Consider the following 13302-nt stretch of genomic DNA (forward strand, 5'->3'; position numbering starts at 1 on the left):
ATACGTACTAAATCTCTTAATACTGCTCTTCACGTTGCTCACGGCCACGATGGTAACCACCACCATTGCCACCAGAACCGCCCATGCCACCACGCCCGCCGCCGCCAGTACGACGACCACCGCCAGCGCCACTGCCGCCACCGGTACGACGTCCACCACCAGTACCACCTGAGCTAGAATCCGGTGGATTAGCTTCAGATACGGTAATGGTACGTCTTTCATGGATACTACCATGTAAAGCTTCTATAGCTTCTTTCGCTTCTTCAGGTGTGGACATTTCAACAAAACCAAAGCCCTTGCTACGGCCACTATGGAAGTCTCGGATAACTTTAACAAAGTTTACTGTCCCAAAAGGGGTAAAAAGCTCTCTCAGTCCATCGTCATCGACGCTATAGCTTAAACCACCCACATACAATCTTTTATTCACGCAAAACCTCCAAAAGGCTAAAAAAGGCCACTTCCAGGATATTAGTCGTTTGCACGCTAACTAATCCGGCTGTGGCAGAGATAAACTAAACGCAATCATAGTAACACAGGACAATCCTCTAGGGTATATAGGATGGTAAAGTTGGTTAAAAACCCTCTACTCTAGAAAGCTACGTAACATCCACGCATTTTTCTCATGGACTTCCATCCGGTCAGAAAGTAAGTCCACGGACACTTGATCGTCAGCTTCTTCGGTCTCTGGTAATAATTCCCGAGCTAAACGAACCATGACCTCTTGATCATGCACTAGCTGGCTAATCATATCTTTGGCTTTTATTGTGCGCGTACCAACTGCTTCTTTGATTTTGCTTAATTTTGCGAAATCAGCATAGCTGGCTGGCACGGGAAATCCTAATGCCCGTACACGCTCAGCGATAGTATCTCCTGCATTCCAAAGATCTATATATTGTCCTTCAAATACACTATGCAAGGGTTGAAACATAGGGCCTACAACATTCCAATGGAAATTATGTGTTTTCAAATATAATACATAATTATTTGCTAATAATTTAATCAATCCATCTGCAACTTTTTTTCTCTTAGCTTCAGTCAATCCACCATTAAGTATTTCTTTCATGAAACCTCCAAAATTAAAATTTATATTCTTTGATTGCTATACTCTTCGCACTTGAATTTTTTTCTGCGTTACCGCTCAACTCGCAATCCTCATGTATCTTGAATACATTCCGGTTGCTTCATTCTCTCGGCGCTTGACAAAAATCCAATTGCTATGAGTATATTTTTTAAACCTAAAATATCCGTGCAATATGATAAATGATAAGGAAAAACTTATAAAAGCTACTTCGCCATATCATCATTATCTTCATCCTCATCATCATCCTCATCCGTTATTAAATTATTGTTTTCACGAATTAAATAATTTCTGCGTTGCAAATATGCATTGCGTTGGAAAACATAGGGGTCGAAAGAAGCTTGCTTAATCGCCTGATCAAAATCCAACAATTGCGCCCGAGCATTAATAAAGCTCCCCCATGTTAAACCATTTCGCCAAGCTACATCATTAATATAGGGATAAACAGAAAAAACCCCGTAGTTAATAGGCCAGGAAACTGCATCCCGCACCGTACGTGGCCCTAAAATAGGAACTACTAAATAGGCTGAAGAGGTATAACCCCATTTAGCTAAGGTTAAACCAAAGTCTTGGTGATGTGCAGGCAAATCAATTCTACTAGCAACATCAACGAATCCTGCTACTCCGACTGTGCTATTTATTAGTAAACGCCAGGTATCGGAAGTTGCATCATAAAATTCCCCTTGTAGTAAATCATTAATAATAGTAGGAACTTGCTCTAAATTACTAAAAAAATTATTGATGCCTTTAGTAATGGGCCAAGGCAAAATAGTTTTATAAACGGTAGCAACGGGTTTAAAAAAAATTTTATCTAAAGTCTGATTGAGTTTAAAGGCATGCCGATTATAATTTTCGTAAGGATCGTTATTTAAATCACTATCTGAATTTATTGCGAAAACAGGCGATGCCGTTAATAACAATAGGCAAAATCCTAATAATCTATTATGCATTCATAATGCCTCATTGTAATTTATAATTCTAATTAGAACTCTCAGTCTCACTTAAATATTTCTCAGCATCCAATGCTGCCATGCAACCTGTGCCAGCAGATGTAATGGCTTGACGGTAAACAGAATCCATTACATCACCGGAGGCGAAGACACCTTTTACACTAGTTGCAGTTGCAAAACCCTTACTTCCTCCTTTCACTAAAATATAGTTATTCTCCATATCCAATTGATTTTTAAATATCTCGGTGTTAGGTGTGTGACCTATAGCGATAAAAACACCATGTACTTCTAATTGATTAGTTGTATTTGTTTTAGTATTTATAAGTTTTAGTCCATTAACCCCTTTTTCATCTCCTAAAATACTATCCACTTCAGTATCTAACACTAGCGAAATCTTTCCAGCTTTCACTTTTACCATTAATTTATCTAACAGAATTTTTTCAGGTCGAAAAAACTCACTTCCTCTATAAACTAGAAAAACATGGTCGGCAATATTAGCCATATATAAGGCTTCTTCTACAGCGGTATTACCGCCTCCGACTACAGCTACTTTTTGACCCTTATAAAAAAAACCATCGCAGGTAGCACACGCTGAAACCCCTTTACCCATAAACTCTTTTTCAGAAGGCAAGCCTAAATATCTAGCCGACGCACCGGTGGCAATGATCAAAGCGTCACAATGATAAACTTCATCATCACCTTTTAAGACGAAAGGTCTGATTGATAAATCAGCCGTATTTATATGGTCAAAAATAATTTTACTTTTAAATCGCTCAACATGCTTATGCATACGCTCCATCAAAACGGGTCCTTGTAAACCCTCTACATCACCTGGCCAATTATCAACATCTGTTGTGGTCATTAATTGGCCGCCTTTTTGCAAGCCCGTAATAATTACTGGGTCAAGATTTGCCCTTGCCGCATAAACCCCCGCCGTATACCCTGCTGGCCCGGAACCTAAAATAAGAAGTCGATGATGTTGAGTATTACTCATAATATTCACCTAAGGGTGAAAACCCAGATAATAAAAAAATTGTTATAATTAAAATTGCTAACAAAGTATAACAAAGAACGCTATAAATAGTACCTATACCCCCATAACTAGTTAAAAAAAACGTATGTTATGCTGTGACCTCAATAAGGAGTACCCTTGAAAAGAACCACTGAAGAATTTTTGCAATTAAGTCTCAAGCAGCGTTTACTAGAAGGCCTACTCATCGTTAGTGGCGCCCTTGCTCTTTTTTTATTTTTAGCTTTGTGGACTTACCATCCTCCACAACATGTCAAAGCCTCAATGAATATAGCAGGCCACTGGGGAGATCAACTTGCTCATTTCTTTTTTAATAGTTTTGGTTCTTTAGCTTATTTATTCCCGTTATTATTAGTATATGGGGGATGGCAATGTTTTAAAGGTCGTTTTTCCAGTTTATCTTTTAGTTATCCTTTCTTAGCTTTACGTCTATTAGGTTTTATCACTATTTTTATTGCAGCTTGTGGACTAGCAACATTGCATAGTACACATACTACGCGTGGCTATACTCCAGGAGGACAATTAGGAAATATTGTTACAAAAAGTTTTATTTTGCAGTTCAATGTAGTCGGCAGCACGTTATTTCTATTAGCCCTTTTATTAGCTAGCACAACACTTGCAACGGGTTTTTCTTGGTTAAATATTATTGATAAAATAAGTAATTATATCGCCGGAATGCCCGCGAAAATTACCGAAAAAATAAAAAAGCTCATCATCTATGCTATGAAAAAAAGAGCTTCTGAAAAAATAAAACCGCGTGTAAGCACTCCGAATAAGTCCGATACAATCAATGCCCCTAACAACAGACCCCTTTCACCTCAATTTAATTCTATAATAAGCTCACCCTTAACTAATACGGAAGTTGTTAATCATAATCCACTTTCTATTAAACCTTACTCGTCGCCTACCACTATAGTTTCGAATAAAAAAACTGTTACTGAGTCCTCTCTCCCATCATTAACTCTCTTAGACCCAGCAGAAAAATTAAGTAAAGAAGGATACACGCGGGATGAATTGGAACAGCTATCACGTGATGTTGAACTGCGATTAAAAGACTTTGGGATTCAAGTACAAGTGGTAGCCGTGCATCCAGGACCAGTCGTCACCCGTTTTGAAATGCAACCGGCCGCTGGAATTAAAGTAAGCCGCATCACAGGACTCGCCAAAGATTTAGCTCGCTCACTATCTGTGGTAAGTGTACGTATTGTGGAAGTTATCCCTGGTAAGTCCGTCATAGGACTCGAAGTGCCTAACAAACATCGCGAAATTGTCAGGCTCAGTGAAATATTAAGTTCAACGGCTTATCAACATGCGCGATCGCCACTCTCGCTTGCCTTAGGTAAAGATATAGCTGGCCACCCAGTCATTGTTGATCTAGGTAAAATGCCACATCTACTCGTTGCAGGAACAACAGGTTCGGGAAAATCAGTGGGTCTCAATGCTATGTTATTAAGCATTCTATATAAAGCCACCCCTCAGCAAGTTAGACTAATTATGATAGACCCAAAAATGTTAGAGTTAGCTATTTATGAAGGTATCCCACATCTTTTAGCGCCAGTGGTGACGGATATGAAAGAAGCAGCGAACGCCTTACGTTGGTGCGTCGCAGAAATGGAACGTCGTTATAAATTGATGGCGCATTTGGGCGTACGAAATTTAGCAGGGCATAACCAAAAAATCCAAGAAGCTAATGATAAACGAGAACCCCTCAATGATCCTTTCTGGAAATCTGAACAAGGGGGAAAAGCAGAAGCTTTGGAACATCTTCCCTATATTGTTGTGTTAATCGATGAGTTTGCTGACATGATGATGGTGGTTGGAAAAAAAGTTGAAGAATTAATTGCAAGGATTGCTCAAAAAGCAAGAGCTGCGGGCATACATTTAATTTTAGCGACACAAAGACCTTCTGTAGATGTTATCACTGGCTTAATCAAAGCAAACATTCCCACACGTATTTCGTTTCAGGTCTCATCAAAAATTGATTCTCGCACTATTCTTGATCAGCAAGGTGCTGATCAACTATTGGGACACGGAGATATGTTGTATTTAGCCCCGGGCACAGGTGTTCCTATTCGAGTCCACGGTGCCTTCGTAGCTGATCAGGAAGTGCACCAAGTAGTCAGTGCATTAAAAAAATCTGCTGTACCTGAATATATGCTTGATCTTACTCAAGCCAACCTTAATGAAGGAGGAGATCTAGATTTTTTAGACAACAGCTCCGGTGAAAAAGATGTATTGTATGATCAAGCCGTACAAATTGTTATTGAAACTCGCCGTGCCTCAATTTCCAGTATTCAACGGCGACTTAAAATTGGCTATAACCGCGCTGCACGGTTAATGGAGGATATGGAGAAAGCTGGCTTGGTTAGCGCCATGGAAAGTAATGGAAATCGTGACATTCTCATACCCGATAGATTAAATGAATAAACTTATTTTACACTCCATCTTATTACTCCATGTCTTCTAGTTTGATAGAGCATCTCTACAATCAAAAGTTTCTTGTTCTGTTCTCAAAATATTATTTTTAACTTTTCAGAAAGATCTAAATTTCTAATTAATAGATTTTAAGATTCAATAAATTGTTTGTATAACAATTTATTATAAAAATTTAAACCCATAATCATTTATTTTAAAAAATATTTAACAAATTTTTTTAATATTTAGACAATTAAAAAATAATTCGGTATTATTTTTAATAACGAAATTAATTAATTTTAAATAAGTTTTTATAGAAAATTAGGGTTAGAAATAAAAATAAAAAAGCTGTTGATTAAAAATAATAATTTTCGGCTTCTGGAAAAGAAAAATAATTTGGTATATTGTACGGGGGAAAGATATTTTTATTATAATAAACCCACCGTACAATTTTTTATTTTCTGCCACAAAAACTGTCAGATTAAACCCATTTCTTTAATCTCATCTTTTTCGGCACGTAATTCGTTCAGAGTCAATTTAATTTTTTCCTGCCCAAATGAATTGTGTTGAATACCGTTCACTGTACTAAACTGACCATTATCAACGCGGCTAGGAAAAGAAAATATTAGCCCTTCATCAACTCCATATTGCCCCATCGAACATGCAGCCACAGAAAAAAAATCATCTTTTTTTGTGTCATGTGTTAAATGATAAATACTACCCACTATTGCATTAGCGGCAGAGGCTGCAGAGGATGCTCCTCTAGCCTTAATGACAGCGGCGCCTCGTTTCTGCACTATTGGGATAAAGTCATTTTCTAGCCAATTTTTATCCGTAATCACTTCAACAGCCCGCTTATTCGCGATTTTAGCGTTATAAAAATCGGGATACTGTGTTGATGAATGATTTCCCCAAATTGCCATTTGAGTCACTTCTTCAACAGAAACCTCGGCTTTTTTAGCCAATTGCGCACGCGCTCGATTTTCATCTAATAAAGTCATGGCAAAAAAACGATCTTCCTTGGGGATATCTGGAGCATGATGCATGGCGATCAAACAATTGGTATTGCAGGGATTTCCTACCACAAAAACTTTTGCATCCGCCGCAGCATGGTCATTGATGGCCTTTCCTTGCGGAGCAAATATACTACCATTTATTTTTAATAGATCCGCACGCTCCATTCCCTCTTTACGGGGCATGGAGCCTACTAAAATTGCCCAATTAATATCCTTCATTGACTCGTTCAATTGACTAGTACAAACAATATTTTTTAATAAAGGAAAAGCACAATCATTAAGCTCCATGGCAGTACCATGTAACACAGGAAGGCTTTTTTCTAATTCTAATAAATGCAATATGACAGGCTGATCAAGACCAAACATTTGGCCTGATGCGATACGAAACAATAAAGCATAGCCTATTTGGCCAGCTGCTCCAGTAACGGCTACTTTAATCGGTTTTTTGTTCATATTAGATTCCTATAAAATTAATACTGTTAATTTTTTACGATGATTTTAGATAATGTAACCAATGATGTCGTTTATCCGCTATAGCCAAAAAATTAGCTGTCTGCAGAGAAGATGACATATTATATTGTAGTTCCTGGCCTGTATTATCTATGACCAGACCTCCTGCTTCATTAAGTATGCACTGCCCCGCTGCTGTATCCCATTCAAATGTGGGTGAAAAACGTGGGTATATATCGGCTAATCCTTCAGCCACCCAACAAAATTTTAACGCGCTTCCACAATTTAATAAATTTAAACTAGAAAATTGAGCTAAAAATTTCTTCAACTCTTCCATGCCATGTCGACGGCTAATCACCGCGGTGATCCGCTGCCCTTCTTTCCAAGCTCGGCTAAGTATTACTTTTGGCTGAGTTTGACCTATTTGTTTATAAGCTCCTTGTCCTCCCTGAGCAAAATAACAAATATTCGCGGATGGAACAAATATAACCCCCAAACTTGGTTTATGTTGCTCGATTAAGGCAATATTAATAGTAAATTCGCCATTTTTTTCTAAAAATTCTTTTGTTCCATCCAAAGGATCAATTAACCAATACTTTTCCCAACATCGGCGCTTTTGAAAAGGAACAGGTACAGATTCTTCGGAAATAATAGGTAAATCTGGAGTTAAAAGGCCTAATCCTTGACAAATGCAGTCATGCGAGGCTAAATCTGCAGCAGTTACAGGGGATCTATCTGTTTTATATTCAACAGAAAAATCACTTTGGTAAATATTAAGAACTTGATTCCCAGCGCGTTTGGCAAGAGAAACTACATCATTAAGCAAAGAATTCATAAGTTGGCAGTATACCGCTATAGATATATTAAAATGAAATATTCAACCAATTATTTTGCAATAGTCCCAGCCGCAGGGGTAGGTAATCGTATGCAAATAGATTTACCTAAACAATATATATCTATTAATGGAAAAAAAATACTTGAATACACACTAACTACTTTACTAAGCTATTCAAGATTTAAAAAATGTGTTGTGGTTATCAACAAAAAGGACAACCATTGGTCAGATCTCCAATTTAGCTCTCCACATTTACTCACGGCATGGGGAGGAGAAGAACGTTGCCACTCAGTATTTAATGGTTTGTTGGCTTTAAAAGCATTTGCAAAAAAAAATGATTGGATATTAGTACATGACGCAGCTCGGCCACTTTTGCATCAAAGCGATATTGATAAGCTTATTATGAATTTAGATAACCATCCGGTAGGGGGGCTTTTGGGACACCCAATAAAAAATACGGTTAAATACCTTAATAATCTGCAATGTGAAACTTTGGATAGAAAAAAATTGTGGGAAGCAGTAACACCACAAATGTTTCGTTATCATTGCCTAGTTAATGCACTTGGCTCAGCTATCAAAAAAAATCAATTTACCACGGATGAAGCCAACGCGATTGAATTATTCGGCCAACAACCCAAAATGATAGAAGGGCGTACAGATAATATTAAAGTAACCGATAAAAATGATCTAAATTTACTTAATTATTATCTTTCTATTCGACCTGATCTTTGCCATTCTTAAGTTTTTTAACTCCCCGCTTTTATCAATTTAAGCTATTTAGCTTCCTTCAATAAATTATGTGCGTATAAGACATACTCCAACTGACCAAAACCTTTAGCTAGTTCTTCTCGATAATGATTTTGCTTGGAATCATTTAGTATGGGTTGGTATTTTTCATCCCGAACCGCAATTAATCTGACCAATGCATAATCTCCATTTTCTAAACTAAAACCTTTCATCGATGACGCAGTAGGAATATTCTTATCCGGCGGAATTAACGTAAATGCAGCCCTTACTATATTCTTATTTAATTTATTATCAGTTCGATTCACTTGCTGAGCAAACTGCCATTGTAAATTTTTGCTATCTATATTTTTAGGAATAGAACCTGTTTTTTCCGAATTCTTGAATAAATTCTCTCCGAATTGCTGCGCTTCAGAAATAGCCATTTGTTTATTCAAAATTTCTTTGATTTTTTCTCGCACCGTATTAAAAGGTTGTATACCCGCAGGCTGGTATTTTTTTATTCGCAAAACAATAGCAATACTCGGACTAATATTAATCACTGAACTATTATTTCCCTGCAAAACATCCTGACTGAATGCAGCAGCAATTATTTTTGGATTTTTACTCAATCCTTCTTTGCCACCTGACTTATCAAAAAAGGCTGTGGAGTGTATCGCTAGACCCAATTTCTTTGCTGGGATAGCTAAAGAATCAGGGTGAATGTAAATTAAATTAGCTAATTTATCTCTATTTTCCAGAAATGCTTTTTCATCCTCAAAGGAAAGCTGGATATATTCAATTCTAGCTTGTTCTGGCTGGATAAAATTTTGTTTATTTTGCAGATAATAAGCAAAAATTTTAGAGTCCGGTAGCGTGAATTGCTGATGTAGAAATTTTGAATGGGGGATAATAAGATAAACAAAATCTCTTTTTTGATGATTGTATTTTATGTAATTATTGAGATCCTGAGGCAAAGCAAATGCGCTTTGTGTTATTCCTTGCTGCACCTGCTTAATCAACAATGTCTTTTTTATGTCCATTAAAAACTGAAGCTTGGTATAATTTATAGACTGTAATACAGCATAAAATTGTTCAACAGAAAAACGACCATCCGATTGAAATGCTGGGATTTGTAATAAAACAGAATCTATTAGGGTCTGACTAATGCGGTATTTGGATTGTAAAGCCGCTTGAAATAAAACTTGAGTTGTTTCCCACTCATGTAAAGTTTGTTGTCTCAATTGCTCAGTCATTTCCTCATTATTAGAAAAATTTTTTCCCAAACGACCCTGGGCTTCTCGATAGACGCGTTGATAAGCCTTATCGAAATCGCTCTGTAGTAATGTTTGACCTGCGATCTTAGCGATCACCTTATTATTGCTTCCTGCATTTAACTCTAAATAGCCGTGGACACCCCATAGAGCAAAAACAATGATTAATAATCCGATTACTGTGCTGGTTATCCAGCCTTGCGTTTTATCACGAATGGATTGCAACATATTGAGGAAATTTTAATTACCAATGTGAGAGGATCTTAACAAATAATACTATTTATAGTTAAAAATTCTAGAGAACTGGCGGAGTGGACGGGACTCGAACCCGCGACCCCCGGCGTGACAGGCCGGTATTCTAACCAACTGAACTACCACTCCCGCAATGTATATGGTGGGTGCTGTAGGGATCGAACCTACGACCCTCGCCTTGTAAGGGCGATGCTCTACCAACTGAGCTAAGCACCCTGTCGAAAGGGACGTCATTCTAAACTTATTTACGCGATATTGCTACTCTTTTTGCACAGCATCCTTTAGTGCCTTTCCTGATTTAAAAGCTACCGTATTACTTGCTTTTATCTGTATGGATTCTCCTGATTTTGGATTGCGCCCTGTACGTGCTTTACGATGACGAACACAAAGTGTGCCAAATCCAACCAAACTAACATCTTCTCCCTTACATAAAGCTTTTGTAATGGACTCTAAAATTTTTTCTAAAGTCTTTCCAGCAACGTTTTTTGGAACTTGTGCTGCTTCCACAATAACATCAACTAAATCTGATTTATTCATATACCCTCACAACGGTAAAAATTAAGGCTAATACCTTTAAATTAAATTTTAAGCGTCTTGCTATAGATTATAAGTGAACTGTTTATATCAATAGCGTGAATCCTCTGTCAAGGGAATAAGAGATATATACTCTTTGCACTTAAATTTTTGTCCATGTCGCCGCTCAATTCGCAATCCTCATGTATCTTGAAGGAATGAAGGTTGCTCATTCTCGTAGCGCCTTACCAAAAATCCAATTGCAGTGAGGTTGCTAACGAGTATCTGTCGTAGGATTAATTTTCGCTTGATTTTTTTTATCTATAAGCTTGATAGGTACAGTCATTTTTTTTTCACGCTTCTTTCTAGCATTAGACTTAACGGATCTTTTATCTGGATGCAGTAAAGCAATATCCAGAACTTGATCTATCCAACGAACAGGATGAATAACTAAACCTTCTTTAATATTTTTTGGAATTTCTTTGAGATCTCGTTTATTTTCTTCAGGGATGATAACCTCACGTATACCCCCACGATGTGCTGCAAGTAATTTTTCTTTTAAACCACCAATCGGCAAAACTTCACCGCGTAAAGTTATTTCCCCTGTCATCGCGACATCAGCTCGTACGGGTACTTTAGTAATCGCAGAAACTAATGCAGTACACATGCCAATCCCAGCACTAGGTCCATCTTTAGGCGTTGCTCCTTCAGGAACATGAACATGGATATCCTTTTTTTCATAAAAATGAATAGGAATACCTAAGACTTCAGCGCGACTTCGCACGACTGTTAATGCGGCTTGAATGGACTCCTGCATTACTTCGCCCAAATGACCTGTATAACTTGTTTTACCCTTTCCAGGCACAACTGCAGCTTCGATAGTCAATAAATCACCACCAACCTCTGTCCATGCCAAGCCGCTTACCTGTCCAATTTGATCATTGTGCTCAACTAATCCATAACGATAACGTCTTACACCAAGATATTTTTCTAAATTATGACTAGTAACGGTAACTGACTTTAAGCTAGGTTTACGCGCTATTTCTGTAACCACCTTTCGGCAAATTTTAGCAATCTCGCGTTCCAAACTACGAACCCCTGCTTCACGTGTATAATAACGAATGATGTCCTGCAATGCAGTTTCCGCTAAAACCAACTCTTTATTTTTTGCACTAATTTTTAACCCGTTTTGACTAAGTTGTTTAGGTAATAAGTGCTGTTTAGCAATATTAATCTTTTCATCTTCGGTATAGCCGGGTATACGAATAACTTCCATACGATCCAATAAAGCTGGCGGAATATTCAAGGTATTCGCAGTCGCAATAAATAAAACTTCAGATAAGTCATAACTTACTTCTAGGTAATGATCATCAAAAGCGTGGTTTTGTTCGGGATCTAATACTTCGAGCAATGCCGATGCAGGGTCGCCTCTGAAATCCATAGCCATTTTATCGATTTCATCAAGCATAAATAGAGGATTCTTGACCCCAACTTTAGCCATTTTTTGCATAATTCGACCAGGCATCGAGCCAATATAGGTACGTCGATGTCCTCTAATTTCTGCTTCATCACGCACCCCACCCAAAGACATGCGCACAAATTCACGTCCTATGGCCTCTGCAATGGATTGTCCTAAGGAAGTTTTCCCCACACCAGGTGGTCCAACCAAACATAAAATAGGACCCTTTAATTTTTTAACACGCTGATGAACTGCAAGAAATTCAATAATCCGCTCTTTGACTTTTTCTAAACCATAATGTGCTTCTTGTAATACTTTTTGTGCTTTATCTAAATCGTAACGGACCTTACTGCGTTTATTCCAAGGAAGGGATAAAACCCAATCTAAATAATTTCGGCTCACGGTCGCTTCTGCCGCCATAGGAGACATGGATTTTAATTTATTTAATTCAGAGATTGATTTATCCTTCACCTCTTTAGGCATTTTTGCTTTTTCGATACGTTTTGCAAGATCGTCTAGTTCATTTGTGACACCTTGAGATTCTCCCAATTCCTTTTGAATAGCTTTAACTTGCTCATTTAAATAATATTCGCGCTGGCTTCTTTCCATCTGCTTCTTAACGCGTCCGCGAATTCGCTTTTGTATTTGCAAAAGATCAATTTCACTTTCGAGAAAAGCTAATAATCGTTCTAGACGTTTTTTTAATGGAAAAATCTCAAGTATCTCTTGTTTCTCTTGAATTCTAAGCGTCAAATGTGCCGCAATCATATCGGCTAGTCGGCCTGGATTATCAATACTCGATAAGGTACTTAAAATTTCCAAGGGGATTTTTTTATTTAACTTAACGTATTGTTCGAATTGACTCAAGATTGTTCGTGTTAGAACCTCAATCTCTTGATCGGGCTCAACAGGAGGTATACCTACAACTTCAATTTCTGCAGCAATATAATCTTTCTCTTGGAAAAATTGTTTAACTTTACCTCGTTGAGAACCTTCAACCAACACTTTAACAGTGCCATCTTTCAGCTCTAACAATTGTAAAATTGTGGCTATTGTTCCAACTTGGTAAAAGCCTTCAATAGTAGGATTATCTTCAGCTGGATTTTTTTGTGCAATGAGTAAAATCTTTTTCTCAGCACCAGATTCTGCCATGGCGGCTTCCAACGCCTTAATCGATTGCTTCCTACCCACAAATAGTGGTATCACCATGTGAGGGTAAACTACAACATCCCGTAAAGGGAGCAGCGGAAGTTTCTCTGAAAGTTTAGAAGTCGTTGCCCCGCCGCCAATTAGTTGCTTTGCCATAA

General features: G+C 37.8%; 11 protein-coding genes and 2 tRNA genes. 2 read left to right on the forward strand and 11 right to left on the reverse strand.

Going from position 1 to position 13302, the window contains the following annotated elements; genetic code table 11:
• Window positions 1-16: 16 nt before the first annotated feature.
• The 4 genes from AAHH40_RS06595 to trxB all read right to left on the reverse strand — a co-directional run bounded on the left by AAHH40_RS06595 (window position 17) and on the right by trxB (window position 3022).
• Window positions 17-427, reverse strand: coding sequence for an RNA-binding protein (locus tag AAHH40_RS06595; RefSeq protein WP_342219883.1), 411 nt, complete (start codon window positions 425-427; stop codon window positions 17-19).
• 156 nt (window positions 428-583) lie between these two features.
• Window positions 584-1063 carry a Dps family protein gene (locus AAHH40_RS06600; RefSeq protein WP_342219884.1) on the reverse strand — a complete coding sequence of 160 codons (480 nt, stop codon included), beginning with the start codon at window positions 1061-1063 and terminating at the stop codon, window positions 584-586.
• Window positions 1064-1284: 221 nt separating this feature from the next.
• Window positions 1285-2028: a VacJ family lipoprotein gene (locus AAHH40_RS06605; RefSeq protein ID WP_342219886.1), complete on the reverse strand. Its 744-nt coding sequence runs from the start codon at window positions 2026-2028 to the stop codon at window positions 1285-1287.
• 28 nt (window positions 2029-2056) lie between these two features.
• Window positions 2057-3022: a thioredoxin-disulfide reductase gene (gene trxB, locus AAHH40_RS06610; RefSeq protein WP_342219887.1), complete on the reverse strand. Its 966-nt coding sequence runs from the start codon at window positions 3020-3022 to the stop codon at window positions 2057-2059.
• Window positions 3023-3178: 156 nt separating this feature from the next.
• Here trxB and AAHH40_RS06615 point away from each other — a divergent pair, with 156 nt between their 5' ends.
• On the forward strand, window positions 3179-5485 hold the full coding sequence (locus AAHH40_RS06615; protein ID WP_342219888.1) for an FtsK/SpoIIIE family DNA translocase: 2307 nt from the start codon (window positions 3179-3181) through the stop codon (window positions 5483-5485).
• A gap of 464 nt (window positions 5486-5949) precedes the next feature.
• On the opposite strand, the gene AAHH40_RS06620 is transcribed toward AAHH40_RS06615, so the two are convergent.
• Together AAHH40_RS06620 and cysQ are read right to left on the reverse strand one after the other, a co-directional pair.
• The gene (locus AAHH40_RS06620) at window positions 5950-6942 is read right to left on the reverse strand and encodes a malate dehydrogenase (RefSeq protein WP_342219889.1); all 993 of its coding nucleotides are present in this window, start codon (window positions 6940-6942) and stop codon (window positions 5950-5952) included.
• A 34-nt stretch (window positions 6943-6976) separates the two neighbouring features.
• Window positions 6977-7774, reverse strand: a complete 798-nt coding sequence (gene cysQ, locus AAHH40_RS06625) for a 3'(2'),5'-bisphosphate nucleotidase CysQ (RefSeq protein WP_342219890.1) — start codon at window positions 7772-7774, stop codon at window positions 6977-6979.
• 33 nt (window positions 7775-7807) lie between these two features.
• Here cysQ and ispD point away from each other — a divergent pair, with 33 nt between their 5' ends.
• Complete coding sequence (gene ispD, locus AAHH40_RS06630; protein WP_342219891.1) at window positions 7808-8515, forward strand: 2-C-methyl-D-erythritol 4-phosphate cytidylyltransferase; 708 nt, start codon at window positions 7808-7810, stop codon at window positions 8513-8515.
• A gap of 32 nt (window positions 8516-8547) precedes the next feature.
• On the opposite strand, the gene AAHH40_RS06635 is transcribed toward ispD, so the two are convergent.
• From AAHH40_RS06635 to lon, 5 genes are all read right to left on the reverse strand, one after another.
• On the reverse strand, window positions 8548-9999 hold the full coding sequence (locus AAHH40_RS06635; protein WP_342219892.1) for a SurA N-terminal domain-containing protein: 1452 nt from the start codon (window positions 9997-9999) through the stop codon (window positions 8548-8550).
• A gap of 76 nt (window positions 10000-10075) precedes the next feature.
• Window positions 10076-10152, reverse strand: a tRNA-Asp gene (locus AAHH40_RS06640).
• Window positions 10153-10163: 11 nt separating this feature from the next.
• Window positions 10164-10239: transfer RNA gene (locus AAHH40_RS06645), tRNA-Val, on the reverse strand.
• A 42-nt stretch (window positions 10240-10281) separates the two neighbouring features.
• Window positions 10282-10560 carry an HU family DNA-binding protein gene (locus AAHH40_RS06650; protein ID WP_342219893.1) on the reverse strand — a complete coding sequence of 93 codons (279 nt, stop codon included), beginning with the start codon at window positions 10558-10560 and terminating at the stop codon, window positions 10282-10284.
• Window positions 10561-10810: 250 nt separating this feature from the next.
• Window positions 10811-13300 (reverse strand): endopeptidase La, encoded by a 2490-nt coding sequence (lon, locus tag AAHH40_RS06655; protein ID WP_342219894.1) that lies wholly within the window; start codon window positions 13298-13300, stop codon window positions 10811-10813.
• Window positions 13301-13302 lie beyond the last annotated feature (2 nt).

This window comes from Rickettsiella endosymbiont of Miltochrista miniata (assembly GCF_964031245.1).
GTDB lineage: Bacteria > Pseudomonadota > Gammaproteobacteria > Diplorickettsiales > Diplorickettsiaceae > Aquirickettsiella.